Origin of the sequence: Bradyrhizobium sp. WSM3983, from assembly GCF_000473045.1 — a bacterium.
In the GTDB taxonomy this organism is placed as follows: domain Bacteria; phylum Pseudomonadota; class Alphaproteobacteria; order Rhizobiales; family Xanthobacteraceae; genus Bradyrhizobium.
This window is the reverse complement of record NZ_AXAY01000014.1, coordinates 163,061-180,221: the sequence shown is the minus strand read 5'-3', so window position 1 is coordinate 180,221 and position 17,161 is coordinate 163,061. Positions and strand designations below refer to the sequence as shown.

Here is a 17,161-nt window from a genome sequence, read left to right as displayed (position 1 = left end):
TTTTAAAACGAGAGTTTGCGCCCTCAGATGTCCGTTGGGTCAATCGCGCCGGTCTGCTCCTGATTACGGGGCTTCCAGTTCACCCCCCGACTGCGGACATGTTGCGGCACCGCGCCAACTGACCCGAAGGGCCACGGGACTAAACCGCTCGCGAGGTAGGGCACAACGGCTGGCAGCGGAGCCGAGAGGATAGCGCAACGGGGCGTCCTGTCTTGAGATGAGCAGTTCGCAACCTCCACCCAACACAGGAGCATCCCCATGACCGACGAGGCCATGAGCCCATTGCGGCGGCGCATGATCGAAGACATGACGATCCGCAAGCTCGCGCCGAGGACCCAACATGACTACGTGTCACCTTCAAGTGGAAGGATTACCGCATCGAGGGCCACGAGCGATACAAGTGCATGACGCTCGGGACCTTCGAGTTCATCCGCCGCCTCCTCATCCACGTGCTGCCAAAAGGCTTGCACCGCATCCGCCACTACGGCCTGTTCGCCAAAGGCGCGTGCGCCGACAACATCGCACGTGCGCGTGAGCTGCTCGCTGTGGCAAAACCTGAAGCCCAGCCCACCGCTGCCGATGCCAGCAAGCCGACTTGTCCCTGCTGCGGCGGTCGCATGATCATCATCGAGGTCTTCACGCGGTGCAGCGCCACGGCATCGGCCGATACCTCCAGCGAACCTCATCCGGGTCGACACCTCATGACCGCGTCGCAATCCCGCCAATCTGCTCATCGCGTTCGCCGGCTCTCGACCGGCCGCGGCAGAGCGCGCTCAGATATCCCGCTGTCACCTCAAATCGTCCAACAGTTCACGACATTCGACGCGATCCGCCGCACATTCATGAACCGCTTGACCGTCGCACACCTCGCTGGGCCGGCTCGATCCCAGTCTCACACCTAGCCCGCGGCACTCAAATCCCCATAGCGCCTGCTGACAGTGGAGTCGGCTAGCCAACTTTCGGCAGTGTGGACGAGCAGGATGTCGGTATGAAGACCAACCTTGCCGCAATCACCACGAGAAGGCAGCAAGCCGTTGCACGGTTCTTCGTCATACTGCCTCCTCCTTACTCAAAGAACGAACCGCTTTGATGGTATTTTGAGCGTCCTCTACATTGCCTTCGTGAGCAGCGAACCTAACATGGTCCTTGATGCATCACACCTCTGGAGATTTTATGAAATACATTGGCGTTATCATAGCCGCAGCAGCGCTCGCAGCAGCCGTCGCCACATCGGCACTTGCCGGAAGTGCGACGGAGAACCCCGAGTGGCTAATGAGGCAGAAGGCTTGCAAGAAGGAAGCTTCTGCGCAGGGGCTTCATCTGTCGAAGAAGCGCGCGTATGTCAAAGAGTGCATGGCTAAAGGCTAATATTTGCTAGCTAGATTGCATCAAAACCCCGCTTCGGCGGGGTTTTTCCGTATCGTTTTCTGCCGTTATCATCGCGCGCGTTCATGACGTTCCGGCTCAATGAGTTCCTGCCTTGGGAATGGAAGAAAAACCCCGTCCAGTCCGCCGCCTGATCGGACCATAGCGCGACGCAATTATCCCGCGGCTCTCACCGGACGGTTACTGACGTTCTCGAAGCGCTGTGAAAGCGAATGATGTGCGCGAGCAACTTCGCGTTCGGCCGAGAATTGCGCCACCGTCTCGGCGCTGCGGTTCCTCTTCAATGTGACGCTGGATCGCCTCGACCTCGGCGGGCGGACCGCGTCTCCGCTTTGCTTCCGGAAGCAGAGATCACGCACTTAAAATACCCTAGTTCAGGCGGCCAGGCCCTGCGAGCAGCCGCAGCACGATTCCGAATAACTCGTTCTGCGAGGAGATGCCGAGCCGTTCATAGGCGCGCTTGCGGTAGGTCAAGGTCGAATGCAGGCTGATGCCGAGCGCCTGCGAGATCGCTTCGGAGCTGAAGCCAAGCAGGATACGGCGGCAGACGTCCTGCTCGCGCGGCGTCAGCGCGGAGAGCGGCGCGCGCGTCGCGAACAGCGCGGCGAGATTCTGGTCCGGCGTTGCGGTCGCGGCCTGCTGGAAATGACGTGCGACGCTGGCGCCGATCGCAGGCGCAATCGCCTGCAGCCGTGCACGCTCGGCATCGCGGAAGCGGCCCTGAGACGTGATGCGGTAGAAATTGACGTAGAAGCAGGTGTCGTCGACCCAGATCGCGGTCGCGCATTTGTCGACGATCCTGGAGTCATTGAAGAAGATTTTTCGGTAGCGCGCGCCGTACATGCGCGGCGCGAACGACGGCAGCACGATCGGCGCGCTGCCCTCGCCCTCGAACAGCGCATCGCGATTGGGATCGGATTCGTGAAATTGCCCGGCATAGGCCGCGCCGAGATCGCCGCCGGTCGGGATATTACCGACATCGAGCAGACAGCTCGCCGCGCCGGCGCGCGTCAGCGCAAACACCATGCAATGGCCGACGCCGGCCTGCCGGCGCAGCGTGTCGATCAGGATGTTCGGGAAGCCTGGGCGACCGATGGCGAGCACCGCGGGCGTGACGTCGCCGGCCGCCAAGCCTGATATTGTCCCGTGGAGCCGCATCGTTGTCCTCCGCCTAACGTCTTTTGACGGAGGATAGCAGCAAGGGGAATTCACCGGAAGCCGGTGAGCGCGGCGTATGCAGCGGCTGGGTCGACTGATTCCGACTCACCAGTCCAAGCTACCTAAGTATGCCCCCTTCATACCCGTGCGCATTGGCGCCATCCGAGTGCCTGATGCTACCAATAAATCCAGAGTGAAAAGCAACGGAACCGGACTTGCGAGCCGGCAGTTGCGGGGCAAGGTCGGCGGCGTAGCGCCCGCCGGCCTTTCTCGACTGAGTGGCGCGTTGCCGCTCAATTGGTGTCTACTGTCACGCTTGGCCGCAGAGAGTACGCCATGAGAATCATCGCCGATCTCCTGATGCGGTTCTGGCAAGGGGGCCAGTCCACATCCAATACCGAGGTTGGGGCTACTGCCGAAAACCGAGATCGATCCAGCATGGCTGATTTTGTCCGGATCCTGCAGTCCTACGATCAAGTCCAGTACGGCAGGAGCTAGGGCGCGTCAGTTCGCGATGCGATCGATTTGCCCGAGATGTGCACGACCTCGTTCGCATGGACGTTCAGCCCATCGGCCCTAGTGTCCAATTGTCCCCTGCAAGTGGGCTAACTTTCACGTCCTTGATAACTCCGCGCTCCAGGCTTGGATCGAAATGGCGCATCGTGCGCTCGTTGAAGTCAATGATGCGGCCGGGCCTGAGAGGTCCCACGTCATTGATCTTGACGACGACCTTCTTGCCGACGGCCTCGACGAGGGCATATTTCGGCCTCTCACCAAATTGGACCCCACCGAATTTCCTGCGCAAACTCGTCTTGATGGCAGCCGCCCAGTCAGAGGGATCATAACGCTCACCGGAGGCCGTGCTCGGACCGCCCTCCTCTTTGCCGGGCTTGAACGGATTGTACATGGATGCGGCGCCGACAACGGCATTCCCGGAGGCGGCATCAACGACGGCGCTTGAGTGACTTCCACGCATTTCACCTCGAGCAACGGTAACGGAAACGGCAAGCGTAACCAGGGCGCCGCAAATTGCGGCGCTCGAGCGGAACAGCATCATAACTCCTGTGATTTTTTCGATCGTCGGTTCCCGACACCGCAAACAGCGCAAGCGAACGCGGAAGCGTTCATGAAGCTTGCGCCGATGTTTTGCGGATTCGAGCCAACCCCTTGGCTATGGAACCGTTGTGCGAACCAGAGTGGTTCCCACACAGTGTTTTAAGTTGTCACCCGTTAAGACAGAGATTGCGTCAGCAACATGACTTGACGAACAGGCTATCCCGCCGTCGCCTTGGCCGGCGCGACATTGATCGTGAGCTTGCCGTAGCGATCCGTAAAAGCCTGGGTGTCGATCTCTTCCAGCTGGATCTCGCCGCTCATGACGCCTCGTTTCCATTCGGCTTGTGCCGGATCGTTCTGGAACTCCGGCATCACCTCGCGGCCGAACAGCTCCAGCGATTCGCAGATGTGCTCGTGGCTGTTCTTGCCGGCCTGGTTGAGCAGGATCACCTGGTCGATATGCGACGACTGAAAGCGCTTCAGCTTTTTGCGGATTGTCTCCGGCGAGCGGATCAGGCCGCCGCGCAAGGCCGCCTCCTGTGCTTCCGGATTGTCGCGCTTCCACTTGTTGTACTCGTCCCACATGTTGACGGTGTAGGGCGCGGGACGCTGGCGGTTCTGCGAGGCGCCGTAGAAGCGCAGCGCGAACTGGAAGAAGGTGGCGCCGTCGGCACGCGCGCGCGCCTCTTCGTCGGTCCTGGCGCACATGAAGAACGACACCAGCGCCATGTTCGGATTGATCTCGTAGTCGGCGAGCTTTGCGAGACGCTTGGTTATGGCGTTGTAGTAAGCATGCACTCGTCGCCGGCCACCCAGGGCCGCGGCAGTTGCAGCTCATAGAAGATGCCGAACTTCATGACGCGGTCTCTCCCAAGCTTTCTGCCCGCTTATTTTTTGTTGCGGGCATCTTAAGGCGTGGGGCGGCGCTGTCTACGCAGTCGCAATTCCGCTGCGCGGGAGAACGCGCTTGATGGCGCGGCGGCCATTCAGGATCGCACCGATGAAGGTGAAGCGCACCAGCAGATGATAGCTCGCCAGCATCGGAGGAATCGCGACGACGAGAATGATTGCGAACTTGATCAGCCCGGGCCAGTCGAGCTGCGACAGCGCGACCTGGAGCGCCATCACGATCGGCATGTGGATGAGATAGAGCCAGTAGGACGCATCGGCGAGGTAGCGCCAGGTCGGGCTGAAGCCCGACATGAAGCGGAGCGCGAGACCGATAACGGCGAAGGTCGAGATCCATATCGCCGATGCATAGAGGATCGCGCAGACAAGCCTGAGCGTGGTGGCACTGAAGGGCAGTTTCGGTGCACCTGGTGCGGACGAGACCACACCTGAGAGCACGAAGCTGATCAGGATCAGGCAGAGCGCGAGCAGAAGATACGGAAGCCAGCGTCGCTCGAGAAGCCGCAGCAGATCAATCTGCCGATGCAGCAGCCAGCCGATGCCGAAGGCCGTGCCGAAGCCGATCCAGGCCTGCGCGTTGGTGATGAGCGATTGATCCGGCGTCCTCACGCCCATCGCGTTGATCCAGCGCTGATCGAGGCTGAAAGCGATGCCGATCGGGATCGCAAGAACCAAAGGCGCCAGCGGACTGCGCATGATCCGCGCGAAGAGGCGGTCAACGGCCGCTCGCCAGGCGCCGGACGCATCGAGCCAGACAATGGCGCCGCGCAACAGCAGCATCGCGACATAGAGCTCCAGCAGCACATAAAGGAACCAGAGATGGGTCAGGGGGAAATTCGGCAGCACCGGCGGCCAGCTGCGCGACGAACCGCCATTCGGGAAATGAGATGCCCAGATCACGATCAGGCTCATGGGCGCGAATATGATCGGCCAACCGATCACGAGCGGCAGCCCGATCCTCTGCAGCCTGTCCCGGACGAAGCCCCAGCTGCCCCGACGATGAAAGCTCATGCGGGCGAAGAAACCGGCCATCAGGAAGAAGGTCGTCATCCGGAAGACATGGATGGCGAAGGACAGCAGGCCGAGGAGCAGGCTTGGATGGGCATCCCTGACGAACCAGAACTGGGCCGAGCCGGGCAAAAATGACAACGTCGCGTGCAGGACGATGCCAAGCAGCAGGGCGCCGCCCCTGAGCGCATCAAGGGCATGCAATCGTTCCGCAGGGGTGGCGGCGGTCGAGTGGGACATGGCTGGGCTCATGCTGGCTGGCGAGGGGTTTCTCGCCGGACAGTCTGCCCAATCGGAGCACGGCCCTCTCGCCCGATCAAAAAATCGGCTAGCCGATTTCTCGGCGCGGCTGGCCGATCTCAGCCATGTCCGGCCGGCTCAGCGCCTCGCGCCGGAATTCGGTCGGGGTTGCGCCGGTCTCGGCCTTGAAGGCGCGATTGAAGGGGCCGATCGACTGGAAACCGGCATCCATGGCGATGGTCAGCACCGGGACCTCCCGCTGCGTCACATCGGACAGCGCCAGCTTGGCATCCTCGATGCGATAGCGATTGAGGAACGCGTTGAAGTTCCGATAGCCCAGCCCTTCGTTGATGGCCTGACGAAGCCGGTGCTCGGGAACGTCGAGCCGCGCCGCGAGCGCGCCGATCGTGAGACCTTCCTGCCGGTAGGTTCGCTCCACGGTCATCAGATGGTCGAGACGCCGCAGCAGGACGGGATCGACGACGACCCGCTCCGCGGCGGCGCGATCGGCGACGAGGGCCGGCCTTCCCGCATCGCCGGATGCGATCGCGGCCGTGGCGTCGCTGACGCCCACCTCCGGCGGACTGAGCAGGCCGAGGCCCGCAAGCGTTGCCACCGCGAACAGGCTGAGCGCGGTCGGCAGACTGCCGGAGGCACCGGGCGCCGCGACGGGAATATCGGCGAAACCCGCAACAGCGACGAGGGCGATGGTCACGACATTGATGGCGAGCACCGCCAGCCGCAGCCGGCGCCGCCGCATCACCAGATCCACACCCCAGGTCTTGACCGTCTGGACCGCGGCGGCGAGTGCCAGCACCAGGGCCACGGCCGCCAGGACCTTGCCGCCGTCCTTGGCCAAAGCGGGCCAGTGCGGCCAGACGAGGGACACCGCAAAGCCGAACGCCACGATGGCTAACCACAGGGCGCCGTGCCAGCGTTTGAGCACGAAATCGTCGTCGAATGCGGCGCGCGCCCACAACCAGAACATTGCAGGCATCGCCGACAGGATCGGCAACGTCCACCACCATGACGCCTTGGGAAAGTACGGCGCGGTCACGATCGCATAGAAGGCGCCCGCGGCGCACATGGCGATGCCGAGATAAGCGTTCTGATTGGCGGCCCGGCGCTGCAACGTCACGAGAGCGATCAACAGGAACACGCCGCTCGCCGCGCCGCGAAACCCAAGATCGATGGCCGTCAGCCCGCTCACGATATTGATTCTCCGCTCGAGAGCCTAACTTTCGCATCGCCTTCGCGCGTGCACAATCTAAACTTGCGGTTGCGGTCGTGGCGAGGACCACCATCGCAACTTGAGCGATTGATCCAGATCAACGCGACAGCCGGTCTGCTGCATTTAAGGTGCAGCAAGGTAACGGCCCGGATGCCGCCCCGATTCCCATACCTTTCAGAGAGACCGAATATGTCGGCCCCTGACGATACGACTTCGCGCGTGCGCCGTAAGCGCATGGAGATTTTCGCGTTCCTGTTCCTGACCGCGGTCGTGATGCCAGTCCTCGCGGTCGGAACGGTCGGCTCTTATGGCCTCGGCGTCTGGATCTACCAGATGTTCGCCGGTCCTCCCGGCCCACCCCCTTCCCCGCATTGATCCCCGCAAGCGAAAGACAGGCATCATGGCTCACGCCACACTCAACCGCCGCGCATTGATCACCGGACGGGTGCTCAGCACCGACCGCATCGTTGCGCCTCCCGGCTGCGAGATCGCCAGCATTTTGGTGCAGGCCCGCCCCGAGCGGCTGGACGAACTGGAAGCCGAAATCGCTGCGATGCCCGGCTGCGAGATCCATGGCCGCGACGCGCGCGGAAAGCTCGTCGTGGTCACCGAAGCGCCTGACGCCGGCAGCCTCGGCACCCTGCTCAACACCATCCAATCGCTGCCGAACGTCTATTCCGCGGCGCTCGTCTTTCACGCCATCGAAACCTGAAGGCCGGGAGAGCCATCATGACATCGCCAAAGCTCGACCGCCGCCAGATGCTGAAGCTCGAGGCCGCCGCGATCGCGGCCGCCGCCGCGGGCATGCCGGCGCCGGCGCTCGCCGCCAATCTCGTCACTGAGCGCGACACATCCGAATTGAAATGGGACAAGGCCGCCTGTCGCTTCTGCGGCACCGGCTGTTCGGTGATGGTCGCGACCAAGGACAACCGCGTCGTCGCCACCCACGGCGACATCAAGGCCGAGGTCAACCGCGGCCTCAACTGCGTCAAGGGCTACTTCCTCTCCAAGATCATGTACGGCCATGACCGCCTGACGCAGCCGATGCTGCGCCAGACCAATGGCAAATACGACAAGAACGGCGACTTCACGCCCATCAGCTGGACCGAAGCCTTCGACATCATGGAGTTGAAGTGGAAGGAGGCGTTCAAGAAGCGCGGGCCGAACGGCGTCGCCATGTTCGGCTCGGGCCAGTGGACGATCTGGGAAGGCTATGCCGCGTCAAAACTGTTCAAGGCCGGCTTCCGCACCAACAACATCGATCCCAATGCACGGCACTGCATGGCGTCCGCGGTCGCCGGCATGATGCGCACCTTCGGCATCGACGAGCCGCCCGGCTGCTATGACGACATCGAGGCCACCGACGCCTTCGTGCTGTGGGGCTCGAACATGGCGGAGATGCATCCGATCCTGTGGACGCGTCTCGCCGACCGCCGGCTCTCAGCGCCGCATGTCCGCGTCGCCGTGCTTTCCACCTTCGAGCACCGCTCGTTCGACCTCGCCGATATCGGCATGGTGTTCAAGCCGCAGACCGATCTCTACATCCTCAACGCCATCGCCAACCACATCATCAAGACCGGCCGGGTCAACAAGGATTTCGTCGCCGCGCATACGATTTTCCGGCGCGGCCAGACCGACATCGGCTACGGCTTGCGGCCGGAGCACCCGCTGCAGAAGAAGGCGACGGGCGCGGCCAAGGCCAACGACTCCACCGACATGAGCTATGATGAATACGTCAAGTTTGTCTCGGACTACACGCTGGAGAAGGCGGCGCAGATGTCCGGTGTGCCGCTGAACCGGCTGGAGGCGCTGGCCGAGCTCTATGCGGATCCGAAGACAAAAGTGGTCTCCTTCTGGACCATGGGCTTCAACCAGCACACCCGCGGCGTCTGGTGCAACAACCTCGTCTACAACATTCATCTCCTGACCGGAAAGATCTCCTCGCCCGGCAACAGCCCGTTCTCGCTCACCGGCCAGCCCTCGGCCTGCGGCACCGCGCGCGAGGTCGGCACCTTCTCGCACCGCCTGCCCGCCGACATGGTCGTGACCAACAAGGAGCATCGCGACAAGGCGGAGCACCTCTGGCTGCTGCCCGAAGGCACCATTCCCGACAAGAACGGCGCACACGCGGTGCTGCAAAGCCGGATGCTGAAGGACGGCCTGATCAACGCCTATTGGGTCCAGGTCAACAATAATTTGCAGGCCGGTCCCAACGCCAACGAGGAGACCTATCCGGGCTTCCGCAACCCCGACAATTTCATCGTGGTCTCGGACGCCTATCCGTCGGTCACGGCACTCGCCGCCGATCTGATCCTGCCGACCGCGATGTGGGTGGAGAAGGAGGGCGCTTACGGCAATGCCGAGCGGCGCACGCAGTTCTGGCACCAGCTCGTCCACGCGCCCGGCGAGGCCAAGTCCGACCTCTGGCAGCTGATGGAATTCTCAAAACGCTTCAAGGTCGAGGAAGTCTGGCCGGAAGAGCTGATCGCCAGGAAGCCTGACGTTCGCGGCAAGACGCTGTTCGACGTGCTCTACAAGAACGGCCAGGTCGACAAATATCCCACCTCGGAGATCGAGGAAGGCTATGCCAACGAGGAGTCCAAGGCTTTCGGTTTCTACGTGCAGAAGGGACTCTTTGAAGAGTATGCCTCGTTCGGCCGCGGCCACGGCCACGACCTCGCGCCGTTCGAGAGCTATCACAAAGAGCGCGGCCTGCGCTGGCCGGTGGTGAACGGGCAGGAAACGAAATGGCGTTTCCGCGAAGGCAGCGATCCCTACGTCAAGCAAGGCACCGACGTGCAGTTCTACGGCTACCCCGACGGCAAGGCGCGCATCTTCGCGCTGCCTTACGAGCCGCCGGCGGAATCGCCCGACAACGAATATCCGTTCTGGCTCTCGACCGGCCGCGTGCTGGAGCACTGGCATTCCGGCACCATGACGCGCCGCGTGCCCGAACTCTACAAGGCTTTCCCGGAAGCCGTCTGCTTCATGCATCCGGACGACGCGCAGGAAGCAAAGCTCCGGCGCGGCGACGAGGTGAAGGTGGCCTCGCGCCGCGGCTTCATCCGCGCCCGCGTCGAGACACGTGGCCGCGACCGGCCGCCGCGTGGGCTGGTGTTCGTGCCGTGGTTCGACGAGTCCAAATTAATCAACAAGGTGACGCTCGACGCCACCGATCCGATCTCGCTGCAAACCGACTACAAGAAATGCGCCGTGCGCATCGAGCGGGTGACCCAGTCATGATGAAAAGATTTGGCATAGCCCTGCTCGCTTGCGCGATCGCCGCCGGCGCGAGCTCGCTGACCGCCCAGACAGTAACGTCAGGCCTGCGCGGCCCAACCCCGCTCGATGACGAAGGCCCAGCGCCGCCGATGCTGCCGAACCGCAACACGTCCGAGCGGGAGTCGCGCAACTATCCGGAACAGCCGCCGGTGATCCCGCATACGATCGACGGCTACCAGATCGACCTCAACGGCAACAAATGCCTGTCCTGCCACGCGCGGGCGCGCACCTCGGAATCGCAGGCGCCGATGGTCTCGATCACGCACTTCATGGACCGCGACGGCCAATTCCTGGCCTCGATCTCGCCGCGCCGCTTCTTTTGCACGGAATGCCACGTGCCGCAGAACACCGCGACGCCCCCCGTCAGCAACGACTTCACCGACATCGACACGCTGCTGTCGCGCGCTAGCCCCGGTGGCCACCGATGACGACGACCGCTGACGAGCCCCAGGAAAAGCTGAAGCCCAAGCGCGGCTTCATCGCGCGAGCCTGGGATTTCGCGCTCGAGCTCTGGCAGGTGCTGATCCGGCCGAGCTCGGTGTTCGGGCTCGGCGTGCTGGTGCTCGCGGGCTTTGCCGCCGGCGTGATCTTCTGGGGTGGCTTCAACACCGCGCTGGAATTGACCAACACCGAGAAATTCTGCACCGGCTGCCACGAGATGAAGGACAACGTCTTCGCCGAGCTGAAATCGACCATCCACTTCACCAACCGCTCCGGCGTGCGCGCGACCTGCCCCGACTGCCACGTGCCGCACAACTGGACCGACAAGATCGCGCGCAAGATGCAGGCCTCCAAAGAGGTCTGGGGCAAGATTTTTGGCACCATCAATACCCGCGAGAAGTTCGTCGACCACCGGCTCGAGCTCGCCGCGCATGAATGGGCGCGCTTCAAGGCCAATGATTCCCTGGAATGCCGCAACTGCCACAGCGCCGATTCCATGGACATCACCAAGCAGTCGCCGCGGGCCTCGGTGGCGCATCAGCGCTTCCTGTTCACGGGCGAGAAGACCTGCATCGACTGCCACAAGGGCATTGCCCACCACCTGCCCGACATGCGCGGCGTTCCCGGCTGGCAATAGCCGGTCTGGTCTTCGCGGGGTCTGAGCGAGCGCCTCTCCTTCGAGACGACCGCTTCCGCGGTCTCCTCAGGATGAGGCTGAGCGGCATCTTCGCCTGTGAAGATTGCCGCCGCGCACTCCGACCTCATCCTGAGGGCCCTCCGAAGGCGGGCGTCTCGAAGGATGGGCCGCAGGGAAACGGCCTCCCCACGCTTGAACCCTTGGGGCGAATGGTTAGTTTTGGGGGATGGCGAATCGCCTCGTTTCGCCCTTCCTCAAGACAGACATGGCCACTTTCACCCCGCATCAGGATGCCGCGCTCAAAGCCGTTGGCGACTGGCTCAAAGCCAAACCCGGCCGCAACGGCACGCCGCCGATATTCCGCCTGTTCGGCTTTGCCGGCACCGGCAAGACCACGCTGGCCCGGCACATTGCCGACGGCGTCGACGGCGAGGTGAAGTTCGCCGCCTTTACCGGCAAGGCGGCGCTGGTGATGCGCAACAAGGGCTGCGACGACGCCTCCACCATCCACTCGCTGATCTACCGCGCCCGCGAATCCGGCGAGGAGCAGCCGAGTTTTGAATTGTGGGACGACGCGCCGGCCTCCAAGGCCAAGCTGATCGTCATCGACGAATGCTCGATGGTCGACGCCGAGCTTGGTCGCGACCTGATGTCGTTCGATTGTCCCCTCCTCGTGCTCGGCGACCCCGCGCAGCTGCCGCCGATCCAGGGTGGGGGCTTCTTCACCAATACCGAGCCTGATGCGATGCTCACCGAAGTGCATCGCCAGGCCCAGGACGATCCGATCGTGCGGATGTCGATGGACGTGCGTGAAGGGCGCGAGCTCGATATCGGCCGCTACGGCGAGAGCGAGGTGGTATCGCGCAAAGAGCTCGATCCCGATCGCGTCATGGCCGCCGACCAGGTCCTGGTCGGCCGCAACAACACGCGACGCGCGTACAACATGCGGGTGCGCCAGCGCCAGAACATCGAGGACGTCTTCCCGGTCGCCGGCGACAAGCTGGTCTGCCTGCGCAACAACCGCAAGAAGGGCCTGTTCAACGGCGGCCTGTGGCGCGTCAAGTCGCGCAACACCTCGCGCTCGAAGTCGCGCATCCTCAGCATGCGGCTGTCGCCGGACGAGGATCTTGGCCACAAGGTCACAAAAGTCTCCGTGCGCGCCGATTGCTTCGAGGGTGGCGTCGAGGCGATCGCCTGGGAGCAGCGCAAGCCCTATGACGAGTTCGACTACGGCTACGTGCTCACGGTGCACAAGTCGCAGGGCTCGCAATGGGACGACGTCGTGCTGTTCGACGAGAGCTTTGCGTTTCAGGAGAGCCGGGCGCGGTGGCTGTACACGGGCATCACCCGCGCGGCGAAGCGGTTGAGCATTGTGGTGTGACACTGCCGCAGGGTGGGCTAGTTAGCCGAAGCGATTAGCCCAGCGGTCCCTACGCCACCAAGCCGGGCCACGGGTGCGGCTTTTTTTCACGGACTCGTGTCTCTCCCCCCGTAACAATCGCCCCGCCCTCCCGTATCTCCGATGTCTGAAAACGCCGGGCAGGCTGTTCGCCCGCCCTCAACCGCCCTAAACTGTCAGGCCTTCCGAAAGAGGATCCGCCATGCGCCGTTCCGTCCTGTCCCTGCTCGCCGCCACCACTGCCTTGACGCTGGCCTTTGCCGCACCGACCCGGGCCGCGGAAGACGCCGTCGTGATCCCCGCCCCCGCGATGGACGCAGCACCCGCAAACGGCATCCAGACCGCGGTGATCGCCGGCGGCTGCTTCTGGGGCGTGCAGGGCGTGTTCCAGCACACGGCCGGCGTCGTCAACGCCGTCTCCGGCTATGCCGGCGGCACCAAGGCGACCGCCGATTACCAGACCGTCTCGAGCGGCCGGACCGGCCATGCCGAGTCGGTCGAGATCAAGTTCGACCCGAAGAAGATCTCCTACGGCAAGATCCTCCAGATCTACTTCTCGGTGGCGCACGACCCGACCCAGCTCAACCGCCAGGGCCCGGACTCCGGCACGCAATATCGCTCGGCGATCTTCACCACCTCCGACGAGCAGAAGAAGGTCGCGGAGGCCTATATCGCCCAGCTCGACGGCGCCAAGGTGTTCAGCAAGCCGATCGTGACCAAGGTCGGCGCGCTCGAGGCGTTCTACCCGGCCGAGGCGTATCACCAGGACTATCTGACGCTGCACCCGAGCCAGCCCTACATCGCCTATAACGACATCCCGAAGGTCGAGAACCTGAAAAAACTGTTCGCGGATAACTACATCGAGAAGCCGACGCTGGTGAGTGCCAGCAAGGCCACCAACTGATCGCGAGATCATTGAAAACAAGATCACCAAACAAAACGGGAGACCCATGCCCGACACCAAGACGAAAACCACAGACGACAAGGTCATCAAGAGCGAAGAGCAGTGGCGGCGCGAATTGTCGCCGATGCAGTACGCCGTGCTGCGCGAGAAGGCGACCGAGCGTCCCTTTTCCGGCGAGTATGAGCACGACCACCGCGCCGGCACCTATGTCTGCGCCGGCTGCGGCAACGTACTGTTCGAGTCCGACGCCAAGTTCGATTCCGGCTGCGGCTGGCCGAGCTTCACGCAGCCCGCCGTCGAGAGCCATATCGACGAGGAGCATGATGCGAGCCACGGCATGATCCGCACCGAGGTGCTCTGCTCCAAATGCAGCGGCCATCTCGGCCATGTCTTCCCCGACGGACCGGGGCCGACCGGCCTGCGCTACTGCATCAATTCGGCGTCCCTGAAGCTCGAGCCGAAATAAGGTTGCGCGGCGCTGGGTTCCCCGATGGAACCCGGCGGCGCTATGTGCTTTTCTTGTCTGGCGGTCCAGCCGTTGAACGTCATCCGGCGGCCGCCAGGGAGGACGCCATGTCACTCGGGACCATCCTGATCATCCTGGTGATCATCTATCTGCTGGGCGGCTGGTCCGGCCGGATCGGCGGCTATGGCTACGGCATGGGCCATTCCGGCATGGGGATCGGCGGCGTCGTTCTGGTGGTGTTGCTCGTCCTGCTGCTTCTTGGCAAACTGTAAACCATTTAAGTTTCTGTAATTATTATATTTTCCGCGGTTGCGGACCTGCCATGCGTGGATTCATCATCTCCCATCGCAGGGGTCGCATTTCTGTCAAAACGGCCTATATTAGAGGACGAAAATGCGATGTGCGGCGGGCCCACCCGATCGTGGCCGCCGCCTTGCCAAACCCCACGCGCTTAAAGCCCCAGACAAGATCACGAGGTCTTTGACCATGCGTCCACTGCGTCCGTTCAACTTCAACACCTCCGCCGAACTCTTCCCCGCCGCGATCCGCAAGAAGAAGCGCGCAGGCTTCACCTATCGTCGGTTCGGCACCGCGGCCGAAGCTGTGCAGTTCGCGATGGAGCAGTTGCCGACGGATTCGCTGAATGGCGCGTATCTCCAGGTCGAGGAAGCCCGTTTCGATCAGAACGGCATCCGCTCGCTCTATGAGAGCGAAGCCTTCCCGCTGCCGCGTCACCGCAAGCCGGAGCCGGTCGCCGAGACCGACGCCGACGCGGCGTAAGTTTTCTTAAAGCCTCTGATGTGCGCAGAACGCGCGATGGCCGACAGGCTGTCGCGCTTTTTGCGTTTTTTAGTTCTCCCTCTCCCGCTTGCGCGAGAGGGCTGGGGTGAGGGTGCCTCTGCGATCGAGAACCCCCGAGAGGCGAAAGCCCTCACCCGGCGCTATGCGCCGACCTCTCCCGCTTGCGGGAGAGGTGCACTGAGCCTGACGCTCGACCACCTCACTCAAGATTCTTCGCAGCTCATATCCGCGGCTGCTTGTCGAGCCAGCGGCGCAAGAGGCGCACGTTGCGCATGTTGGCGCGGAACATGACGTCGAAGGCGTCGCCGGCGAACGGCACGATGCCGACCACGCCGTCGACCGCGACATTGCCCAGCATCCTCGCGGTGATGTGCCAGGGCGCGCCGATCGCCCGCGCCTCGCGCACCAGCCAGAGCGAGATCGCGGTGGTGATGATGTCGCCGACAACCGGGATCAAGCCGATCAGCCCGTCGATGCCGTAGCGAATATTGGTGCCCGGCAGGATGAAGGCTACATCGAGCAACTTCGCGATCGCCTCGAGCCGTGCGATGCGCTGCTCGCGCGTCAGACTGCCGAACGGATTGCTGTTGCCTTGGCCGAACTCGAAGCGAAACTCTTGAAACCCATGCTCCAGCGCTTCAGGACGGATCTCATGACCGTCCTGGTCGATGATCGGCCCTTGCGCCTTGCGGCTCGAAAAATCGGCGCGCGACTGCGTCCCTGAACGGGACCTGCGTGGCGCGAGAATGTCGTCGTCTTGCATCGTCATGGCCATTGGGGAACGCGCGAGCGCGGAGGAGGTTGCTGCGCCGCGTCCGAAGGTCGCGCGCTCAGCTCGCCGCCGCCGGTTGCGGCTCCTCGACATAGTGATGCACGAACCAGGATGACAGCACCGCCGGCACGAAGCCGACGAGGCCGTACAGGATGAACTGCACCGCGCCCGAATCCGACCCGCGCGAGCCGTAGGTCAGCGACGCCAGGATAAAGGCGAACAGGCCGACCAGCAGCATCCGCAGCACCGGCCCGACTCGCCTGACATGCATCAGGATGTCGTCGACCGCGCCGATCATCAGCGACGGCAGGAAACCGAACAGATAGCTGTATTGCAGCGTCTTGAAGAACACGACGAACAGCTTGCCGACCTCGCTGAGGCTGGTCTGGGTCCAGTAGCCGGACTGGTAGGTCGTCGTCAGCAGCAGCAGGAAGCCGCCCACGAACGGACCAACGAGCGCAAACACCAGATAGCGTTTCATCAAGAACTCCTCAAACCCGAGGGCTTTTATAGCAGCGTGCCGGGAACCTTGGATAGCGGGGTTGCGGGCTGCTTGGGGAACTAGTGGCAAGGCGGCGGGTTCAGACTGGACCTGAAATTCACCTGTCAGATCCGGAGCCGCCGATGTCTCGTAAACTGTTGTTGCTGGCGACGATCACGCTCACGGCCCTCGGTGGCCTGTCGAACGAACCTGCCTTCGCGCAAGGCCATAAGGGCACGCCGCAGGAGCAGAATGCCTGCTCACGCGATGCCTCGCGGCTGTGCCGCAAGGACCTCGGCAATGACGATGCGGTGCAAGGTTGCCTGCAAGCCCATCGTGCGAAGCTGTCGAAGTCATGCAGCAAGGTGTTCCAGAGTCACGGCATGTGAGGTCGGCTTCGCATGTTGCGTGACGGACGCGCAACAATTGCGAATTCCTTTGCGTCGCCCATTGAAGCTTCGCGACAATCGCGCATACTCGAATCGGGCGGCGCAGCACTTTTCGATTCGAGCATCAAGAGATCGAGCGACCACATGCGGGATTGAGTTCCCGACGTGAAGGCTGTGACATGCGGCACATCAAGCCGCGTGCGGCGCCCCAAAACCAAGTGGTTCAATCCACGGAACTCGGGGACGCATTCTTCATGACACGCACCATCGCTTCACTGTTCAAAACCACCGCTTCGCTGTTGGCCTTCGCCACCACCGCAATCGTCATCCAGACATCGCCCGGCCTCGCCTTTTCGTCCGAAGCGCAGCAGATGTGCTCGGGCGACGCGATGCGGCTGTGCTCCAGTGAAATCCCTGACATCCCGCGGATCAGGGCCTGCATGGTGCACAAAAAGGCGCAGGTCAGCCCCGGCTGCCGCGCCGTGATGGATCGCGAAGCGGCCGCCGCAGCGGCATCGCGCAAGCGGGAAGCGGCGGCTCAATAAACCCATCTGCAAGTCATGCCGGGGCGGCGCGCAGCGTCGAGCCCGGAATCCATTGT

Annotated in this window: 20 protein-coding genes and 1 pseudogene; 14 read left to right on the top strand and 7 right to left on the bottom strand. The window is 63.0% G+C overall.

Translation table 11 applies throughout. From position 1 onward, the window contains the following. The first annotated feature begins 404 nt into the window (after positions 1–404). Positions 405–902, top strand: a complete 498-nt coding sequence (locus tag YUA_RS52635; protein ID WP_027532534.1) for a transposase — start codon at positions 405–407, stop codon at positions 900–902. Between the two features lie 271 nt (positions 903–1,173). Beyond that, positions 1,174–1,368 carry a hypothetical protein gene (locus tag YUA_RS0121270; RefSeq protein ID WP_035971322.1) on the top strand — a complete coding sequence of 65 codons (195 nt, stop codon included), beginning with the start codon at positions 1,174–1,176 and terminating at the stop codon, positions 1,366–1,368. Between the two features lie 387 nt (positions 1,369–1,755). Here the strand turns inward: YUA_RS0121270 and YUA_RS0121265 are convergent, their stop codons facing one another. From YUA_RS0121265 to YUA_RS44525, 5 genes and pseudogenes are all read right to left on the bottom strand, one after another. Next, positions 1,756–2,544 (bottom strand): LuxR C-terminal-related transcriptional regulator, encoded by a 789-nt coding sequence (locus tag YUA_RS0121265; RefSeq protein ID WP_027532532.1) that lies wholly within the window; start codon positions 2,542–2,544, stop codon positions 1,756–1,758. Between the two features lie 562 nt (positions 2,545–3,106). Continuing rightward, complete coding sequence (locus YUA_RS44535; RefSeq protein ID WP_027532531.1) at positions 3,107–3,601, bottom strand: septal ring lytic transglycosylase RlpA family protein; 495 nt, start codon at positions 3,599–3,601, stop codon at positions 3,107–3,109. A gap of 215 nt (positions 3,602–3,816) precedes the next feature. Beyond that, positions 3,817–4,398: pseudogene (locus YUA_RS44530) on the bottom strand (LLM class flavin-dependent oxidoreductase); the annotation flags it as partial. 132 nt (positions 4,399–4,530) lie between these two features. Continuing rightward, entirely contained in the window at positions 4,531–5,757 is a 1,227-nt protein-coding gene (locus YUA_RS0121245) for an acyltransferase family protein (protein ID WP_027532530.1), read from the bottom strand. A gap of 88 nt (positions 5,758–5,845) precedes the next feature. After that, positions 5,846–6,967: a helix-turn-helix domain-containing protein gene (locus YUA_RS44525; RefSeq protein ID WP_371259902.1), complete on the bottom strand. Its 1,122-nt coding sequence runs from the start codon at positions 6,965–6,967 to the stop codon at positions 5,846–5,848. 210 nt (positions 6,968–7,177) lie between these two features. Between YUA_RS44525 and napE the strand changes: the two genes are divergently transcribed. The 10 genes from napE (at position 7,178) to YUA_RS0121185 (ending at position 14,897) form a co-directional block, all read left to right on the top strand. Further along, complete coding sequence (napE, locus tag YUA_RS0121230) at positions 7,178–7,363, top strand: periplasmic nitrate reductase, NapE protein (protein WP_027532529.1); 186 nt, start codon at positions 7,178–7,180, stop codon at positions 7,361–7,363. Between the two features lie 25 nt (positions 7,364–7,388). Then, positions 7,389–7,700, top strand: a complete 312-nt coding sequence (locus YUA_RS0121225) for a chaperone NapD (RefSeq protein WP_027532528.1) — start codon at positions 7,389–7,391, stop codon at positions 7,698–7,700. Positions 7,701–7,717: 17 nt separating this feature from the next. Then, complete coding sequence (napA, locus tag YUA_RS0121220) at positions 7,718–10,231, top strand: nitrate reductase catalytic subunit NapA (protein ID WP_027532527.1); 2,514 nt, start codon at positions 7,718–7,720, stop codon at positions 10,229–10,231. Continuing rightward, the gene (locus YUA_RS0121215) at positions 10,228–10,698 is read left to right on the top strand and encodes a nitrate reductase cytochrome c-type subunit (protein WP_027532526.1); all 471 of its coding nucleotides are present in this window, start codon (positions 10,228–10,230) and stop codon (positions 10,696–10,698) included. Before napA ends, YUA_RS0121215 begins: the two co-directional genes overlap by 4 nt. Beyond that, positions 10,695–11,348 (top strand): NapC/NirT family cytochrome c, encoded by a 654-nt coding sequence (locus tag YUA_RS0121210; protein WP_027532525.1) that lies wholly within the window; start codon positions 10,695–10,697, stop codon positions 11,346–11,348. Before YUA_RS0121215 ends, YUA_RS0121210 begins: the two co-directional genes overlap by 4 nt. Before the next feature lie 265 nt (positions 11,349–11,613). Then, a complete protein-coding gene (locus YUA_RS0121205; protein WP_027532524.1) occupies positions 11,614–12,729 on the top strand; it encodes an ATP-dependent RecD-like DNA helicase in 1,116 nt (371 codons plus the stop codon). 220 nt (positions 12,730–12,949) lie between these two features. Continuing rightward, positions 12,950–13,651 carry a peptide-methionine (S)-S-oxide reductase MsrA gene (gene msrA, locus YUA_RS0121200; RefSeq protein ID WP_027532523.1) on the top strand — a complete coding sequence of 234 codons (702 nt, stop codon included), beginning with the start codon at positions 12,950–12,952 and terminating at the stop codon, positions 13,649–13,651. 46 nt (positions 13,652–13,697) lie between these two features. Further along, positions 13,698–14,117 carry a peptide-methionine (R)-S-oxide reductase MsrB gene (gene msrB / locus YUA_RS0121195; RefSeq protein WP_027532522.1) on the top strand — a complete coding sequence of 140 codons (420 nt, stop codon included), beginning with the start codon at positions 13,698–13,700 and terminating at the stop codon, positions 14,115–14,117. A gap of 107 nt (positions 14,118–14,224) precedes the next feature. Beyond that, the gene (locus YUA_RS48450) at positions 14,225–14,389 is read left to right on the top strand and encodes a DUF3309 family protein (protein ID WP_187436663.1); all 165 of its coding nucleotides are present in this window, start codon (positions 14,225–14,227) and stop codon (positions 14,387–14,389) included. Between the two features lie 214 nt (positions 14,390–14,603). Continuing rightward, the gene (locus YUA_RS0121185) at positions 14,604–14,897 is read left to right on the top strand and encodes a hypothetical protein (protein WP_027532521.1); all 294 of its coding nucleotides are present in this window, start codon (positions 14,604–14,606) and stop codon (positions 14,895–14,897) included. A 241-nt stretch (positions 14,898–15,138) separates the two neighbouring features. Here the strand turns inward: YUA_RS0121185 and YUA_RS0121180 are convergent, their stop codons facing one another. Together YUA_RS0121180 and YUA_RS0121175 are read right to left on the bottom strand one after the other, a co-directional pair. Continuing rightward, a complete protein-coding gene (locus tag YUA_RS0121180; protein ID WP_027532520.1) occupies positions 15,139–15,687 on the bottom strand; it encodes a DUF4112 domain-containing protein in 549 nt (182 codons plus the stop codon). A 61-nt stretch (positions 15,688–15,748) separates the two neighbouring features. After that, positions 15,749–16,171 carry a DUF5413 family protein gene (locus YUA_RS0121175; RefSeq protein ID WP_027532519.1) on the bottom strand — a complete coding sequence of 141 codons (423 nt, stop codon included), beginning with the start codon at positions 16,169–16,171 and terminating at the stop codon, positions 15,749–15,751. Between the two features lie 143 nt (positions 16,172–16,314). Here YUA_RS0121175 and YUA_RS0121170 point away from each other — a divergent pair, with 143 nt between their 5' ends. Beyond that, positions 16,315–16,560: a hypothetical protein gene (locus YUA_RS0121170; RefSeq protein WP_027532518.1), complete on the top strand. Its 246-nt coding sequence runs from the start codon at positions 16,315–16,317 to the stop codon at positions 16,558–16,560. Positions 16,561–16,739: 179 nt separating this feature from the next. Next, positions 16,740–17,105, top strand: a complete 366-nt coding sequence (locus YUA_RS0121165; protein WP_245285213.1) for a hypothetical protein — start codon at positions 16,740–16,742, stop codon at positions 17,103–17,105. The last annotated feature ends 56 nt before the right edge of the window (positions 17,106–17,161 follow it).